Source organism: Streptomyces sp. NPDC111520 (assembly GCF_055635295.1).
The window spans coordinates 463,439-479,568 of record NZ_JBVKBW010000007.1 but is presented as its reverse complement, the minus strand read 5'-3'; the positions used below and the strand labels follow the sequence as shown (position 1 = coordinate 479,568).

Here is a 16,130-nt window from a genome sequence, read left to right as displayed (position 1 = left end):
GTGCGGCCTTCTCCCGCCCCTGGCGGGCCTCTTGACACCCTCTCCGGCGCCCGGCACATTGAGTTGCGCAACCTGAATCATGTTGCGCTGACAGCAACTGGGAGGTGTGGCGATGACGGGACCCCGCGTGGTCATCATCGGAGCGGGCGTCGTGGGGGCGGCGCTGGCCGACGAACTGTCCTCGGCCGGCTGGACCGACGTCACGGTCGTCGACCAGGGACCGCTCCCCGCCACCGGCGGCTCCTCGTCCCACGCGCCGGGTCTGGTCTTCCAGGCCAACCCCTCCAAGACGATGACCGAACTCGCCCGGTACACCGTCGAGAAGCTGCGTTCCCTCGACGTCGACGGACGGCCCTGCTTCCTCCAGGTTGGCGGCGTGGAGGTGGCCACCACCCCCGAGCGCCTCGCCGAACTGCACCGCAGGCACGGCTGGCTGACGTCGTGGGGCGTCGAGGGCCGGGTCGTCGGACCCGAGGAGTGCGTCGCGCTCCACCCCCTGCTGGACCGCCGGCGCGTCCTCGGCGGGCTGTTCGTCCCCACCGACGGCCTGGCCAAGGCGGTCCTCGCCGTCGAGGCGCAGACCCGGCGCGCCGCCGCCCGCGGCGTCCGCTTCCTGGAACGCCACGAAGTCCTCGCCGTCACGCAGGACGAGGGCCGCGTCACCGGGGTCGTCACCGACCGCGGCGGCGAACTCGCGGCCGAGGTCGTCGTCTGCTGCGCCGGCATCTGGGGCCCCCGGATCGCCCGGATGGCGGGCATGGAGCTGCCGCTCACCCCGCTCGCCCACCAGTTCGCCTGGACCGGCCCCGTGCCCGCGCTGGCCGGCCAGGGCGCCGAGGCCGTCCGCCCGATCCTGCGCCACCAGGACGCCGACCTCTACTACCGCGACCGCCACGACCGGATCGGCATCGGCTCCTACGGCCACCGCCCCATGCCGGTCGCCGCCGACGAGATCGCCGCGTACGGCGAAACGGACGGGATGCCGTCCGTCCTGGCCTTCACCGAGGACGACTTCGCCGACGCCTGGACCGAGACCCGGTCCCTGCTCCCCGCCACCCGCGAGGCCAAGGTCGAGGAGGGCATCAACGGCCTGTTCTCCTTCACCACCGACGGCATGCCGCTGCTCGGCGAGTCACCGGGGGTGAAGGGGTTCTGGGTCGCCGAGGCCGTCTGGGTCACCCACTCGGCCGGCGTCGGCCGGGCGATGGCCGAATGGCTGGTGGACGGCCACTGCTCGTCCTTCGACCTCCACGAATGCGACGTCAACCGCTTCGAGCCGCACCAGCTCGCCCCGGAGTACGTGCTCGCCCGCGGCTGCCGTAACTTCGCCGAGGTCTACGACATCGTCCACCCGCTGCAGCCCACCGGCGCCCCCCGCCCGATCCGCACCAGCCCCTTCCACCCCCGCCAGCGGGAACTGGGGGCGTTCTTCCTGGAGGCGAACGGCTGGGAGCGTCCGCAGTGGTACGAGGCCAACGCCGCGCTTGTGGAGGGCCGTTCCCTCCCCACCCCGGACGACTGGGCGGCCCGCCACTGGTCGCCGGTCGTGGGCGCGGAGGCCCAGGCCACCCGGGAGGCCGTCGCCCTGTACGACATGACGGCGCTCAAGCGCCTGGAGGTCACCGGGCGCGGCGCCGCCGCCTTCCTGCAGCGTCTCACCACCGGCAATGTCGACAAGTCGGTGGGGTCGGTGACGTACACCCTGCTGCTGGACCACGACGGCGGCATCCGCAGCGACATCACGGTGGCCCGCCTCGGCCCCGACCTCTTCCAGGTCGGCGTCAACGGCGGCCTCGACCTGGACTGGTTCACCCGGCGGCTGCCCGGCGACGGCACCGCCGCGGTCCGCGACGTCACCGCGGGCACCTGCTGCATCGGCCTGTGGGGACCGCTCGCCCGCGAGGTCCTGCAGCCGCTCGCCGACGCCGACTTCTCCAACGAGGGACTGAAGTACTTCCGCGCCAAGCGGGCGCACGTCGGATCCGTGCCCGTCACGGCGATGCGGCTGTCCTACGTCGGCGAACTCGGCTGGGAGCTGTACACCACGGCGGACCTGGGCCTGAAGCTCTGGGACACCCTGCTGTCCGCGGCCCGGCCGCTGGGCGGCATCCCCGCCGGGCGCGGGGCCTTCAACAGCCTGCGCCTGGAGAAGGGCTACCGCTCCTTCGGCACCGACATGACCTTCGAGCACGACCCGTACGAGGCCGGCCTCGCCTTCGCCGTCAAGGAGGACAAGGACGACTTCACCGGCAAGGCCGCGCTCGCCCGGCGCCGGGAGCAGGTGCGGCGCAAGCTCACCTGCCTGACCGTCGACGACCCGCACGCGACGGTGATGGGCAAGGAACCGGTGTACGACGGCGACCGGCCCGTCGGCTACGTCACCAGCGCCGCCTACGGCTACACCATCGGCAAGGGCATCGCCTACGCGTGGCTGCCGGCGGAGCTCTCCGTGCCCGGGCGCGCCCTCGACATCGCGTACTTCGACCGGCGCGTGGCGGCGCGGGTCGCTGCGGAGCCGCTGTTCGACCCCGCCATGACCCGCCTCCGCGGCTGACGCCCCGCGGACGGCACCACGCGAGACCTCCGACGCCGCCGCTGAGAGGAAGCCCCGCGCATGAACCCGCTCACCGCCCGCCTGTCCGAGCTCGACCCCGAGGTGCACGCGGCGCTCCGCGCCGAGCTGGGCCGCCAGCGCTCCACCCTGGAGATGATCGCCTCGGAGAACTTCGCGCCCGCCGCCGTCATGGAGGCCCAGGGCTCCGTCCTCACCAACAAGTACGCCGAGGGCTACCCCGGCCGCCGCTACTACGGCGGCTGCGAGCACGTCGACGTCACCGAGCGGCTCGCCGTCGACCGCGTCAAGGCCCTCTTCGGCGCCGCGTACGCCAACGTCCAGCCGCACTCCGGCGCGCAGGCCAACACCGCGGTGCTCTTCGCCCTGCTGCGGCCCGGCGACACCGTGCTCGGGCTCGACCTCGCGCACGGCGGCCACCTCACCCACGGGATGCGGCTCAACTACTCCGGGAAGATGCTCGACGTCGTCCCGTACCACGTCTCGGCGACGGACCACCGGGTCGACATGGACGAGGTCGAGCGGCTCGCCAAGGAGCACCGACCGAAGATGATCATCGCGGGCTGGTCGGCGTACCCCCGGCAGCTGGACTTCGCGGCCTTCCGCCGCATCGCCGACGAGGTCGGGGCGCTGCTCCTGGTCGACATGGCGCACTTCGCGGGCCTGGTCGCCGCCGGGCTGCACCCGAACCCCGTCCCGTACGCCCACGTCACCACCACGACCACCCACAAGACGCTCGGCGGCCCGCGCGGGGGAGTGATCCTCACCGATGACGCGGACCTCGCCAGGAAGCTGAACTCGGCGGTCTTCCCCGGCATGCAGGGTGGTCCGCTGGAGCACGTGATCGCCGCCAAGGCGGTCTCCTTCAAGGTCGCCGCGGGGGAGGAGTTCAGGGAACGCCAGGCCCGCACCCTGGCCGGTGCCCGCATCCTCGCCGAGCGCCTGACGCGGGAGGACGCCGCCCGGGCGGGCGTCTCCTTGCTCACCGGGGGCACCGACGTGCACCTCGTCCTCGTCGACCTGCGGGCGTCCGCGCTCGACGGCCGGCAGGCCGAGGACCTGCTGCACTCCGTGGGCATCACCGTCAACCGCAACGCGGTCCCCTTCGACCCCCGCCCGCCCATGGTCACCTCGGGGCTGCGGATCGGCACGCCCGCGCTGGCCACCCGCGGCTTCACCGAGGACGACTTCGCCGAGGTCGCCGACGTCGTGGCGCTCGCCCTGCGCCCGGGGCCCGACCTGTCCGCGCTGCGTGCCCGTACCGAGGCCCTGGCCGCCGCGCACCCGCTCTACCCGCACCTGCCGCAGGACGGAGACGACGCCCGATGACCCCCCGCACCCCGGGTGCCGCGCTTCCCGAGCACCCGGACTTCCTCTGGCGCACGCCCGAACCCAGACGCGGCTACGAGGTGGTCGTCGTCGGGGCGGGCGGCCACGGCCTGGCCACCGCGCACTACCTGGCGCGCGAGCACGGCATCACCGATGTCGCCGTGCTGGAGAAGGGCTGGCTCGCGGGCGGCAACATGGCCCGCAACACCACGATCATCCGCTCCAACTACCTCTGGGACGAGAGCGCCGGCATCTACGAGCACGCCCTGAAGCTGTGGGAGGGCCTGGAGGAGGAACTGGACTACCCGATCCTCTTCTCCCAGCGCGGGGTCCTCAACCTCGCCCACAGCCTCCAGGACGTGCGTGAGGGCGTCCGCCGGGTCGAGGCCAACCTGCTGTGCGGCGTCGACGCGCAGTGGCTGGACCCCGGTCAGGTGACCGAGGTCTGCCCGATCGTCAACACCTCCCCGGACGTCCGCTACCCGGTGCTGGGCGCGACCTACCAGCCGCGGGCGGGCATCGCCAAGCACGACCACGTCGCCTGGGGCCTGGCCCGCTCGGCCGACGCGGCCGGCATCGACCTCGTCCAGAACTGCGAGGTGACCGGCATCGACGTCCATGACGGCCGGGTCACCGGCGTACGGACGAACCTCGGGCCCATCGCCGCAGGCAAGGTGGCGCTCTGCGCGGCAGGACACTCCTCGGTGCTCGCGCGGATGGCCGGATTCGACCTCCCCCTGCAGAGCCACCCGCTGCAGGCGCTGGTGAGCGAACTGCTGGAACCCGTGCACCCCACGGTCGTCATGTCCAACGCGGTGCACGTGTACGTGAGCCAGGCCCACAAGGGCGAACTCGTCATGGGCGCGGGCATCGACGCCTACAACTCCTACACCCAGCGGGGCGCGTTCCACGTCGTGGAGCGGCAGATGGCCGCCGCGCTGGAACTCTTCCCGGTCTTCGCCCGCGCCCACCTGCTGCGCACCTGGGGCGGCATCGTCGACGTCAGCCCGGACGCGTCGCCGATCGTCGGACTCACCCCGGTGCGCGGCCTCTACCTCAACTGCGGCTGGGGGACCGGGGGGTTCAAGGCCACACCGGGCGTGGGACAGGTCTACGCGCACACCATCGCCCACGACGCCCCGCACGCCCTGGCCGAGCCCTTCTCGCTCGAACGATTCACCACCGGCGCGCTCGTCGACGAGCACGGCGCGGCCGCGGTCGCCCACTGAGGAGCCCGATCGATGCTGCTCATCCCCTGCCCCTGGTGCGGTCCCCGCGACGAGGCCGAGTTCCACTACGGCGGTCAGGCGCACCTGGCCTACCCGCCGGACCCGGCGGCCCTGACGGACGAGGAGTGGGCCCGCCACCTCTTCTTCCGCGACAACCCCAAGGGCCCCTTCGCCGAGCGCTGGATGCACGCCGCGGGCTGCCGCCGCTGGTTCGACGCGGTGCGCGACACGGCGACCAACCGCTTCGTCACCGACGCGCCCGCCCCTTCCCCCTCCCGGTCCCGGCCGTCGCCGGCCGTGTCCCACGCGCGGACCGCCCCGGCCCCCGCCCTGCGGCCCGCGCGCGACCCCGGCCAGCCCTTCCGGCTCGCCGAGGGCGGGCGTGTCGACCGCGCCGCGCCCCTGACGTTCACCTTCGACGGCGTCACGTACACCGGCTACCGCGGGGACACCCTCGCGTCCGCGCTGCTCGCCAACGGGGTCATCGCCACCGGCACGGGCATCAGGCTGGGGCGTCCGCGCGGCATCTTCTCCGCCGGGGTGGAGGAGCCCAACGCCGTGGTGCAGATCGAGGAGCCCTTCCCCGAACCGATGCTGCCCGCGACGACCGTCGAGCTCCACGACGGGCTCGTCGCAAGAGGCCTGCCCGGTCAGGGCAGGCTCGCCCACGGTCCCGACCCGGCCCGCTACGACGCCGTCCACCACCACTGCGACCTGCTCGTCGTCGGCGCCGGCCCCACCGGGCTCGCCGCCGCCGCGACGGCGGCCGGCAGCGGGGCCCGGGTGATCGTCGTGGACGACCAGCCCGAAGCGGGCGGCAGCCTCCTCGGCAGCGGACACCACCTGGACTGGGTCGCCGGGGCCGAGGCGCTCCTCGCCGCGGAACCAGGGGTCCGCGTCCTGCGCCGTACGACGGTTTTCGGCCACTACGACGACAACCAGGTGCTCGCCCTGGAGCGCCGCACCCACCACCTCGGCGCCGCCGCCCCCGCGCACGTCGCCCGCGAACGCGTGCACCGCGTCCGCGCCCGACGGGTCGTCCTCGCCACCGGCGCGCACGAGCGTTCCCTGGCCTTCCCCGACAACGACCGCCCGGGCGTCATGCTGGCCGGCGCCGCCCGCGCCTACGTCCGCCGGTACGGCGTCGTCCCCGGCCGCAGGGCCGTGGTGTTCACGACCAACGACGGCACCGGGGCCGTCGTCCGCGACCTGGCCGCCGCGGGCGTGGAGATCGCGGCGGTCGCCGACGCGCGCGACGGCGCGTACGTCACGGGCACCGAGGGCACGGACCGCCTGTCGGCCGTGCTGCTCGGCGACCGCCGGATCGAGGCCGACCTGCTGCTGGTCTCCGGTGGCTGGAACCCCGTCGGCCACCTCTTCGGCCAGGCGGGCGGCGCCGTGCGCTACGACGAGGCCCGCGGCACCTTCGTCCCGGTGCCCGGATCGACCCACCAGGCCGTGGAGTTCGCCGCCACACCCTCCGAGGGGGTCGCGGCCGCCGGCCGGGCGCTCGCGGCCGAGGGCTTCGCACCGGGCCGGGTCGTCCTCCCGCCGCCGGACCGGGCCCCCGGGCGCGCGCCGCTCACGCTCTTCGACGTCCCCGTGACGGCCCCCGGCCCGCGCTTCGTCGACCTGCAGCGCGACGTCACCGTGGCCGACCTGCGGCGGGCCACCGAGGCCGGGATGCGCTCGGTGGAGCACACCAAGCGGTACACCACCGCGGGCACCGCGAACGACCAGGGGAAGACCTCCGGCGTCCTGGCCTCGGGCGTCGTCGCGGGACTGCTCGGCGTGGAGGTGTCCGCGCTCGGCACGACGACGTACCGCCCCCCGTACGCGCCGGTGTCCTTCGCCGCGCTCGCGGGCCGCGACCGCGGCGCGCTCCACGACCCGGTCCGGGTGACGGCGCTGCACGGCCTCCACGTCGCCGCCGGCGCCGTCTTCGAGGACGTCGGCCAGTGGAAGCGCCCGCGCTACTACCCGCTACCCGGCGAGGACATGACGGCCGCTGTGCTGCGCGAGTGCCGGGCCGCCCGCGAGGACGTGGCCGTCATGGACGCCTCGACCCTCGGCAAGATCGACCTGCAGGGCCCGGACGCCGCGGAGTTCCTGGACCGGCTCTACACCAACCTGATGTCGACCCTGCGCCCGGGCATGATCCGCTACGGCGTCATGTGCCGACAGGACGGCATGGTCTTCGACGACGGCACCGTCATCCGGCTCGCCGAGGACCGTTTCCTCGTCACGACGACCACGGGCAACGCCGCGGCGGTCCTGGACTGGATGGAGGAGTGGCTGCAGACCGAGTGGCCGGAACTGCGCGTCCACTGCACCTCGGTGACCGAGCAGTGGGTCACGGTCGCCCTCGTGGGCCCGCGCTCCCGCGCGGTGCTGGGGGCGCTCGCCCCCGGACTGGCCGTGGGCCGGGCCGAGTTCCCCTTCATGGCCTGGCGGGACGCCACGGTGGCGGGCCTGCCGGCCCGGGTGTGCCGGATCAGCTTCTCCGGGGAGCTCGCGTACGAGATCAACGTCCTGCCCTGGCGGGCGGCGGCCCTCTGGGAGGCGGTGCGGGCCGCCGGCGCCACCCCGTACGGCACCGAGACCATGCACGTGCTGCGTGCCGAGAAGGGCTACCCGATCGTCGGCCAGGACACCGACGGCACGGTCACCCCGCAGGACCTCGGCATGGGCTGGGTCGTGTCCAAGAAGAAGCGCGACTTCATCGGCAAGCGGTCGCACACCCGCGCCGACACCGCACGCCCCGACCGCAAGCACCTCGTCGGCCTGCTGCCCGAGGACCCGGGTCTGCTGCTCCCCGAGGGCACCCACCTGGTCGCCGGACCCACGCCGCCCGCGCCTCCCGTCAGGGCGCTGGGCCACGTCAGCTCCAGTTACCGCAGTGCCGCCCTCGGCCGTACCTTCGCGCTCGCCCTGGTCAAGGGCGGCCGGGAACGGGTGGGGCAGCGGCTGTACGCGCCCGTCGGCGGCCGTCTGGTGCCCGTGACCGTCGCCTCCCCCGTCCTCTACGACCCCGAGGGGGCCCGCCGCGATGGCTGACACCGTCACCCGCCTCAGTCCGCTGTCGGCCGCGGCCGGCCGTCTCGCCGCCGCGACCCGCGGCTCCGGCGGGGCACTGCGCCTGGCCGAACTGCCCTTCCTCGCCCAGGTCGACCTGCGCCTGGACCCCCGGGGCCCGGCCGCCGAGGCCGCCGGGACCGCTCTCGGCGCGCCGTTGCCCCTGGAGCCCTGCACGTCCGTCCGCGCCGGGGACCTGGCGGTGCTGTGGCTCGGTCCCGGCCAGTGGCTGGTGGTGGGGCCGCCCGGCGCCCAGGAGGAGCTGGAGGCCCGGCTGCGCAAGGCCGCGGGCGAGGCGCACGTCTCCGTCACCGACGTCTCCGCCCAGCGCACGACCCTGCTGGTCTCCGGCCCCCGCGCCCGCGACCTGCTGGCGCACGGCTGCTCGCTCGACCTGCACCCAGGGGTGTTCACCCCCGGCGGTTGCGCGCAGACCACGCTGGCCCGCACCCAGGTGGTGCTGGTGGCCAGGGCGGAGGCGCGGGCGGGCTTCTGGGTGCTGGTCCGCTCCTCCTTCGCCGGCTACCTCGCCGACTGGCTGCTGGACGCCGCCACGGAGTACGTGTGACGTGTACGTGTGACGTGGACCGCAGGACCCCGTCTTAACTTGAATCCTTGATTCGTATTATCTAGCCTCGAAGCATGCGCCTGACGAAGTCCACCGACCTCGCGCTCCGCGCGGTGATGGCCCTCGCCGTCAAGGACGAGCCGTCCACCGCCCGGGACGTGGCCGAGGCGATGCGGGTCCCGTACTCGCACCTCGCCAAGGTCGTCGCCCGGCTGCAGCACCTGGGGGTCGTCGAGACCCGCCGCGGGCGCGGCGGTGGCCTGGAGCTCACCGCCGCGGGGCGGACGGCCTCGGTCGGCCGGCTGGTGCGGGAGCTGGAAGGGGTCGGCGACGTCGTGGACTGCGAGGGCGAGACGCCCTGTCCGCTCGCCGGCGCCTGCCGCCTCCGCGGCGCGCTGCGCCGGGCGCAGGAGGCCTTCTACGCCTCCCTGGACCCGCTGACCGTCGCCGACCTGACCGCCGCGCCCACCGGACCCGTCCTGGTGGGGCTGGTCGGCTCCGGCCCGCCCCGTCCGCGCGGCTGATCCGGCCTTCGGGAACCACCGCCCGCCGGGGTGGGCGTCCGCACGTCCTTTAATACGAATTTCAGATACCAATTAGGGAGCCGTCCATGCTCAGCGAGAAGTCCGCAGCGACCGTCCGCGCCACCCTGCCCGCCGTCGGCGGCGCGATCTCCGAGATCAGCGGGCTCTTCTACGACCGGCTCTTCGCCGCCCACCCCGAGCTGCTGAGGGACCTGTTCAACCGCGGCAACCAGGCGGCCGGCACCCAGCGCGAGGCCCTCGCCGGAGCCATCGCCCACTTCGCCACCGTCCTGGTCGAGCAGCCCGGGCAGCGCCCCGACGCGATGCTCGCCCGGATCGCCAACAAGCACGCGTCGCTCGGCATCAGCCCCGGTCAGTACCACGTCGTCCAGAAGCACCTCTTCGCCGCCATCGCCGAAGTGCTGGGCGACGCCGTCACCGAGGAGGTCGCCGCCGCCTGGGACGAGGTCTACTGGCTGATGGCCAACGCCCTCATCGCCATCGAGCAGCGGCTGTACGCCGAGCGCGACGTCCTGACCGGCGACATCTGGCGCCCCTGGGAGGTCGCCGAGAAGGTGCGGGAGACCGAGGACGTCGCCTCCTTCCGGCTCCGCCCCGCGGACGGCCTGCCGCTGCCCGACTTCGGCCCCGGCCAGTACGTCTCGGTGCGCGTCGAACTCCCCGACGGCGCCCGGCAGATCCGCCAGTACAGCCTTTCCGGCGCACCCGGCGACACCACCCGCCAGATCAGCGTCAAGCGCGAGCGCGGTCTCGCCGGGAGCCCGGACGGAGAGGTCTCGGCCCACCTCCACGACCACGTGGGCGAGGGCGCCCGCGTCGAACTCTCCGCCCCCTACGGCGACATCGTCCTCGCCGACGACGGCGGACCCCTGCTGCTCGCCTCGGCCGGCATCGGCTGCACCCCGATGCTCGCGATGCTGCACCGGCTCGCCGGCGACGGCTACGCGGCGCCCGTGACCGTCGTCCACGGCGACCGCTCGCCGGGGCACCACGCCCACTCCGCCGACCACCGCGCCCTGGCCGAGAAGCTCCCCGCGGGCAGCGCCCACTTCTGGTACGAGGACCCGGGCACCGGCGCCGGCCCCGGCGACCGTGCCGGCCGGGTCGACCTGTCCGGCGTCGAACTGCCCGAGGGCCTGCGGGCCTACCTGTGCGGCCCGCTGCCCTTCATGCGCGCCGTGCGCGCCCAGCTCATCGAGCGCGGTGTGCCCGCCTCGGCCGTGCACTACGAGGTCTTCGGCCCCGACCTGTGGCTGGCCCGCGACTAACCGGCCACACTGGTCGGATGGCGGACAAGGCGGTCAAGCGCAGCGCGGGGATCCTGCTCTTCCGCGGCACGCCGGGCGGTGCGCCCGAGGTGCTGCTGGCCCACATGGGCGGCCCGTTCTGGTCGTCCAAGGACGACGGGGCGTGGACGATCCCCAAGGGCGAGTACGAGCCCGGCGAGACCGCAGAGGCGGCCGCCCGGCGCGAGTTCCTGGAGGAACTGGGCCTGCCGGTGCCCGCGGGCGAGCTGCTGCCGCTCGGCGAGAACCGGCAGCCCAACGGGAAGGTCGTGACCGTCTGGGCGCTGGAGGGCGACCTCGACACCGGCCTCGTGGTGCCCGGGACCTTCTCCATGGAGTGGCCCCGGGGCTCCGGCCGGGTCAGGGAGTTCCCCGAGGTGGACCGGGCCGCGTGGTTCCCGCTCGGCCCGGCCGCCCACGAGAAGATCCTCTCGGCCCAGCGGACCTTCCTGGACCGCCTGCGCGGGCTGCTCGACGGCAATGGCGGTGGCGGCGACGGCGGCGACGGCGGCGACGGGCGGAGCGGAGCGGGTCAGGAGGCCGGGGAGGCGTAGATCGACTCGATCTGCTCCGCGTACGCGCTGACGATCGCGTTCCTGCGGAGCTTCAGGGAGGGCGTCAGCATCCCGTTCTCCACCGAGAACTCGTGCGGCAGGATGCGGAAGGCCCGGATCGACTCGGCGCGGGAGACCGCCGAGTTGGCCATCGACACCGCGCGCCGGACCTCGGCGTCCACGTCCCGCCCGGTCATGGCGGTCCGCAGCTGGACCGCTTCCCGGTCCAGGGTGATCAGCGCCGCGACGAAGGGCCTGTTGTCGCCGATCACGATGCACTGCGAGACCAGCGGATGCCACCGCAGCCGCTCCTCCAGCACCAGGGGCGCCACGCTCTTGCCGCCGCTGGTGATGATGATGTCCTTCTTCCGGCCGGTGATCGTCAGGTACCCGTCAGGGTCGAGCGAGCCCGTGTCGCCGGTCGCCATCCAGCCGCCGCGGCGCCACACCTCGCGGTTCGCGACCGGATCGGCGTGGTAGCCGGCGAACACCGTCGTCCCCCGGACCAGTACCTCGCCGTCCGGCGCGATCCGCACCGCGCTGCCCGGCAGCGGCCGGCCCACTGTGCCGAAGCGCACCTTCCCCAGCGGCTGCGCGGTCACCGCTGCCGTCGTCTCGGTGAGCCCGTAGCCGTCGTAGATGGTGAGCCCGGCACCCGCGAACAGCAGCGCCAGCTCCCTGCTGAGCGGCGACCCGCCCGAGACCGTGTAGTTCACCCGCCCGCCCAGGACCTCCCGGATCCGCGCGTAGACCATCCGCTCGAAGGCCGAGTGCGCCGCCCGCAACAACGGCCCCGGTCCAGGCCCCGAGCCCAGGGCTTGCCGCTCCACGGCCTCCGCCCAGCGCACCGCCACGCCGGCGGCCCGGTCGAAGACATGGCCCTTGCCGCCCCGGGCGGCGGCGTTCCGGGCGCCCTGGATGATCTTCTCGTACACGTACGGGACGGCGAGCAGGATCGTCGGCCGGAAGGAACGGAAGGCCGGGAGGAGTTCCCCCGGCGCGAGGTCGGGCTGGTGGCCGAGCAGCACGCCCCCGCGCACCGCGCAGGTGGTCACCATCAGTCCGTAGATGTGCGACATGGGAAGGAACGCCAGCACCGACGGCCGCACCCCCGGCGGGGCGAAGATCGAGCCGTACCCGGCCAGCAGCGTGTCGCACTCGGCGGCGAGGTTGGCGTGGGTGATCAGACAGCCCCTGGGCGGTCCCGTGGTGCCCGAGGTGTAGGCGATCACCGCCACCGACTGCGGCTCGACCGCCCAGCGCAACTGCTCCACCACCACCGGGTGCACCTGCCGGCCGAGCGCCGCCAGCCACGGGACGCACCCCGCGTCGAGCTGCCAGATCCGGCGCAGCGCGGGCAGGGTGTCGCACACGGCGCCCACCGTCATGGCGTGGTCCTCGTGCTCGACGACGATCGCCACCGCCCCCGAGTCGGCGAGGATCCACCGCACCTGCTCGGCCGAGGAGGTCGGGTACACCGGGACGATCCGGGCGCCCACCGACCACAGCGCGTAGGAGAACAACGTCCACTCGTACCGGGTGCGGGCCATCACGGCCACCGGCTCGCCGAAGCGGATCCCCTCCGCCACCAGGCCGCGGGCCAGTTCGGCCACCTCGTCCCGGAAGGCCGCGGCGCCGACCTCCTGCCAGCGGTCGTCGCCCCCGTGCCCGTCCCGCCGGGCGAGTACGGCCGTGTCCGGGCGCTTGTCGGCCGTCTCGTACACCGAGTCGGCGAGTCCGCCCGACCGCAACTGCTCCGCCCGGGGCGGAAGGCTGAACTCGCGCACGGTGCCCCCTTCCCCGAGCCGGTGCCCGCCGCACCGTGACGGCAGGCAGGGAAGATATCCGGCTATTGAGCCACTTGCCTAGAGGTGGTGCGGAAACGGCAGAGGCTGACGCGAACGGGTGCCTCCGGGCCGTCGACCGGCGCCGACTACGATGGCCGTAACAGGCGCGTACCCCGACCGGGACGCGACCCTTCGCATCGGGAGTGTGAGCCGTGCTGCGCACCATGTTCAAGTCCAAGATCCACCGTGCCACCGTGACCGAGGCCGACCTCCACTACGTCGGGTCCGTCACCGTGGACGCCGACCTGATGGACGCCGCCGACCTGCTGCCCGGCGAACTGGTCCACATCGTCGACATCACCAACGGCGCCCGGCTGGAGACCTACGTCATCGAGGGCCGCCGCGGCTCCGGGGTGATCGGCATCAACGGCGCCGCCGCCCACCTGGTGCACCCCGGCGACCTCGTGATCCTGATCAGCTACGCGCAGTTCGAGGACGCGCAGGCCCGTGAGCTGCGCCCGCGCGTGGTGCACGTGGACGCGGACAACCGGATCGTCGCGCTGGGCGACGACGCCTCCGAGCCGGTCCCCGGAAGCGGCACCCAGGCGAGCCCCAACGCGGTGCCGGTCGGCTGAACGTCCGTACGATCGGCTGTGCTATTGTCCGGATCCATTCGAGGTATCCGTCCAGGTGGGGTTCGGTGATCACGGACCCCGTCGGGACCGGGAGCGCGGCGTGCTGCCGTCGGCCTCCCACAGCACTCCTCGGGCCTGACGCATCAGCAGTTCACCGGGCTCCGGCGGATCGCTGGGCTGCCACGGACTTCCGTGACGGGCCCGGACACTGTCGCTCTCGGGGGTGGGCGATGAGAGCACACCTTTGTTCGGCCCGAAAGGAACTGAGTCCCATGCACGCTGGCGGCGCTGCCAGACTGCGCACCGTGACCCTGGCGGTCCTCACGCTCTCCCTGACTGCCGCGGTCACCGGCTGCGGCAACGATTCGGGCGGCCAGGGCGGCGAGGTCACCGTGGGCATCGCCCTCCCCACCACGAAGCAGACGCGGTGGATCAACGACGGCGACAACATGGAAAAGCTGTTCAAGGAGCAGGGGTACAAGACAGACAAGCAGTACGCCGAGGACAGCGTCGACAAGCAGGTCGAGCAGGTCGAGGACATGATCGACCGGGGTGACAAGCTCCTGATCATCGGCGCCGTCGACGGTTTCGAGCTGGGTGACGCGCTCCAGAAGGCGGCCCGTGCCGGTGTCAAGGTCATCGCCTACGACCGCCTGCTGCTGGGCTCCAGCAACGTGGACTACTACGCGAGCTTCGACAACTACAAGGTCGGGAAGCTCCAGGCCGACTACATCGTCCAGAAGCTCGGGCTGAAGAAGGGCGGCAACGCCGGCCCGTACAACCTCGAGGTCTTCGCCGGCGACGCCAACGACAACAACGTCCAGGGCTTCTTCAACGGCGCGATGGACACGCTGGACGAGTTCATCAAGGACGGTCAGCTGGTCGTCAAGAGCGACCAGACCCGCCTGAGCCAGGTCACCATCTTCAAGTGGGAGGCGGACATCGCCACCGAGACGATGACGACCCGCCTCCGGGACCACTACAAGGGCGGTTCCACCGTCGACGCCGTCCTGGCCCCCAACGACGGCATCGCGCGCGGTGTCATCAAGTCCCTGAAGGCGGACGGCTACGGCAGCACCGCCAAGCCGATGCCGGTGATCACGGGGCAGGACGCCGAGGTCGACTCGGTCAAGGAGATCATCGCCGGCGAGCAGTCGATGACGGTCTACAAGGACACCCGCAAGCTCGCCGCCGTCGCGGTCAAGATGGCGCAGGACATCCTCAGCGGCAAGAAGCCCGAGGTGAACAACAACAAGGACAACGACAACGGCAACAAGGTCGTGCCGGCGTACCTCCTGCCCCCGGTGGGTGTCGACAAGTCCAACTACAAGAAGCTGCTCGTCGACAGCGGTTACATCAAGGCCTCCGACCTCGACTGAGGCCGGGGTCCGCACGTACGCGGGGCCGGGAGGAACACACCGTTCCTCCCGGCCCTCGTCGTACCCGGCGGCAGCCCCGCGTCAGATGAGCACGTTCATCAGACCGTTGTCGTACAGACCTCCGTATCCGCGGCCGGCCTTGTCGCCGAACCCGTAGCCGAAGTCGGCGTGGACGAAGCCCGCGCCCTTCCCGTTGCCCTTGCCGAGACCGAGGGCGTGGACACCGCTGCCGTACCCCATGCCATAGCCGTAGCTCACGCTGTACTTGTAGCTGAAGTTGAACCGGTAGCCGTGCTTGTTGCACTGCTTCTTGTGGTGCTTGCCGTGCTTCTTGCCGTGTCCCTTGTCGTGGCCCTTGCCGCCCTTGTTGCTCTTGCCCTTGCTGCCCTTGCCCCCCTTGTTGTTGCCCTTGTTGTTGCCCTTCCCGTTGCTGCTGCCCTTCCCGTTGTTGTCGTCCTTGTCCTTGTAGGTCGCGTTGTCGCCGTTGTCGTCGTTGTTGTTGTTCCCCTTGCCGCCGTTGCCGTTGTTGCCGTTGTTGCCGCCGCCGCCCTTCGAGCCCTTGCCGCCGTTGTCGTTGCCGTTGTCGCGGCCGCCGCCCCGGCCGTTGTCGTCGTCATCGCCGTTGTCGTTGCCGCCGCCGCGGCCGTTGTCGCGGGAGCTGCCGTTGTCGTTCCAGTCACTGCGGCCGCCGCCGCCACCGCCTCCGCCGCGGCCGTTGTCGCCGCCCCCGCCCCCGCCCCCGCCCCCGCCGCGGCCGTTGTCGCCGCCGTTGCCGTTCCCGCCGCCGCCGTTGCCGCGGCCGTTGTCGCTGCCGTCGTCGTTCCAGTCGCTGCGGCCGCCGCCCCCGCCACCGCCGCCGTTGCCTCCGCCCCCGCCACCATTGCCCCCGCCGCCTCCGCCGCCGCCCCCGCCGCCTCCGCGGCCGTTGTCGCCGTAGCCGTTGTCCCCGTTGCCCCCGCCGTAGCCGTTGTCGTCCCCGCCGTCGTCGCCGTATCCGTTGTCGTCGTCGCCGTAGTCGTCGCTGCCCTTGCTCTGGGAGCCGTTCCTGCCGTCGTCGCTGCCCGCCGTGGCGACGGCGCTGCCGGTCGAGGCGGCCAGGAGGCCGGTCGCAAGGAGTCCGGTCGCGACGCCGAGAGCGGTGCGGCGCATCAGACTGGTTCGCATGAGTGTC

General features: G+C 72.9%; 12 protein-coding genes. 10 read left to right on the top strand and 2 right to left on the bottom strand.

Annotated elements, in window-relative coordinates:
• Positions 1 to 112: 112 nt before the first annotated feature.
• The 8 genes from ACZ7MY_RS19765 (at position 113) to ACZ7MY_RS19730 (ending at position 11,158) form a co-directional block, all read left to right on the top strand.
• Positions 113 to 2,554 (top strand): GcvT family protein, encoded by a 2,442-nt coding sequence (locus tag ACZ7MY_RS19765; protein WP_499603249.1) that lies wholly within the window; start codon positions 113 to 115, stop codon positions 2,552 to 2,554.
• Between the two features lie 60 nt (positions 2,555 to 2,614).
• The gene (gene glyA / locus ACZ7MY_RS19760; RefSeq protein WP_499603248.1) at positions 2,615 to 3,901 is read left to right on the top strand and encodes a serine hydroxymethyltransferase; all 1,287 of its coding nucleotides are present in this window, start codon (positions 2,615 to 2,617) and stop codon (positions 3,899 to 3,901) included.
• Positions 3,898 to 5,130 carry a sarcosine oxidase subunit beta family protein gene (locus ACZ7MY_RS19755; RefSeq protein WP_499603247.1) on the top strand — a complete coding sequence of 411 codons (1,233 nt, stop codon included), beginning with the start codon at positions 3,898 to 3,900 and terminating at the stop codon, positions 5,128 to 5,130. The genes glyA and ACZ7MY_RS19755 overlap by 4 nt, the downstream gene beginning before the upstream one ends.
• Before the next feature lie 12 nt (positions 5,131 to 5,142).
• Positions 5,143 to 8,187: a sarcosine oxidase subunit delta gene (locus ACZ7MY_RS19750; protein WP_499603246.1), complete on the top strand. Its 3,045-nt coding sequence runs from the start codon at positions 5,143 to 5,145 to the stop codon at positions 8,185 to 8,187.
• Positions 8,180 to 8,773 carry a sarcosine oxidase subunit gamma gene (locus tag ACZ7MY_RS19745; RefSeq protein ID WP_499603245.1) on the top strand — a complete coding sequence of 198 codons (594 nt, stop codon included), beginning with the start codon at positions 8,180 to 8,182 and terminating at the stop codon, positions 8,771 to 8,773. Before ACZ7MY_RS19750 ends, ACZ7MY_RS19745 begins: the two co-directional genes overlap by 8 nt.
• Positions 8,774 to 8,847: 74 nt before the next feature.
• Entirely contained in the window at positions 8,848 to 9,297 is a 450-nt protein-coding gene (locus ACZ7MY_RS19740) for an RrF2 family transcriptional regulator (protein WP_499603244.1), read from the top strand.
• 86 nt (positions 9,298 to 9,383) lie between these two features.
• Positions 9,384 to 10,586: a globin domain-containing protein gene (locus ACZ7MY_RS19735; RefSeq protein ID WP_499603243.1), complete on the top strand. Its 1,203-nt coding sequence runs from the start codon at positions 9,384 to 9,386 to the stop codon at positions 10,584 to 10,586.
• 17 nt (positions 10,587 to 10,603) lie between these two features.
• Positions 10,604 to 11,158, top strand: coding sequence for an NUDIX hydrolase (locus ACZ7MY_RS19730; protein WP_499603242.1), 555 nt, complete (start codon positions 10,604 to 10,606; stop codon positions 11,156 to 11,158).
• Here ACZ7MY_RS19730 and ACZ7MY_RS19725 read toward each other — a convergent pair.
• Positions 11,137 to 12,945 carry an AMP-dependent synthetase/ligase gene (locus tag ACZ7MY_RS19725; protein ID WP_499603241.1) on the bottom strand — a complete coding sequence of 603 codons (1,809 nt, stop codon included), beginning with the start codon at positions 12,943 to 12,945 and terminating at the stop codon, positions 11,137 to 11,139. The two genes, ACZ7MY_RS19730 and ACZ7MY_RS19725, sit on opposite strands and share 22 nt — an antisense overlap.
• Before the next feature lie 212 nt (positions 12,946 to 13,157).
• On the opposite strand from ACZ7MY_RS19725, the gene panD reads away from it, so the two are divergent.
• Both panD and chvE read left to right on the top strand, forming a co-directional pair.
• Entirely contained in the window at positions 13,158 to 13,580 is a 423-nt protein-coding gene (panD, locus tag ACZ7MY_RS19720) for an aspartate 1-decarboxylase (RefSeq protein WP_499603240.1), read from the top strand.
• Between the two features lie 272 nt (positions 13,581 to 13,852).
• Positions 13,853 to 14,959 (top strand): multiple monosaccharide ABC transporter substrate-binding protein, encoded by a 1,107-nt coding sequence (gene chvE / locus ACZ7MY_RS19715; protein WP_499603239.1) that lies wholly within the window; start codon positions 13,853 to 13,855, stop codon positions 14,957 to 14,959.
• Between the two features lie 81 nt (positions 14,960 to 15,040).
• On the opposite strand, the gene ACZ7MY_RS19710 is transcribed toward chvE, so the two are convergent.
• Complete coding sequence (locus tag ACZ7MY_RS19710; RefSeq protein ID WP_499603238.1) at positions 15,041 to 16,123, bottom strand: hypothetical protein; 1,083 nt, start codon at positions 16,121 to 16,123, stop codon at positions 15,041 to 15,043.
• Between the last annotated feature and the right edge of the window lie 7 nt (positions 16,124 to 16,130).

Bases quoted from the DNA above. Each gene is read 5' to 3' on its own strand.
- ACZ7MY_RS19730 (WP_499603242.1), top strand. From the start codon at position 10,604: ATGGCGGACAAGGCGGTCAAGCGCAGCGCGGGGATCCTGCTCTTCCGC.
- ACZ7MY_RS19755 (WP_499603247.1), top strand. From the start codon at position 3,898: ATGACCCCCCGCACCCCGGGTGCCGCGCTTCCCGAGCACCCGGACTTC.
- chvE (WP_499603239.1), top strand. From the start codon at position 13,853: ATGCACGCTGGCGGCGCTGCCAGACTGCGCACCGTGACCCTGGCGGTC.
- ACZ7MY_RS19750 (WP_499603246.1), top strand. From the start codon at position 5,143: ATGCTGCTCATCCCCTGCCCCTGGTGCGGTCCCCGCGACGAGGCCGAG.
- glyA (WP_499603248.1), top strand. From the start codon at position 2,615: ATGAACCCGCTCACCGCCCGCCTGTCCGAGCTCGACCCCGAGGTGCAC.
- ACZ7MY_RS19735 (WP_499603243.1), top strand. From the start codon at position 9,384: ATGCTCAGCGAGAAGTCCGCAGCGACCGTCCGCGCCACCCTGCCCGCC.
- ACZ7MY_RS19740 (WP_499603244.1), top strand. From the start codon at position 8,848: ATGCGCCTGACGAAGTCCACCGACCTCGCGCTCCGCGCGGTGATGGCC.
- ACZ7MY_RS19765 (WP_499603249.1), top strand. From the start codon at position 113: ATGACGGGACCCCGCGTGGTCATCATCGGAGCGGGCGTCGTGGGGGCG.
- ACZ7MY_RS19745 (WP_499603245.1), top strand. From the start codon at position 8,180: ATGGCTGACACCGTCACCCGCCTCAGTCCGCTGTCGGCCGCGGCCGGC.
- ACZ7MY_RS19710 (WP_499603238.1), bottom strand. From the start codon at position 16,123: ATGCGAACCAGTCTGATGCGCCGCACCGCTCTCGGCGTCGCGACCGGA.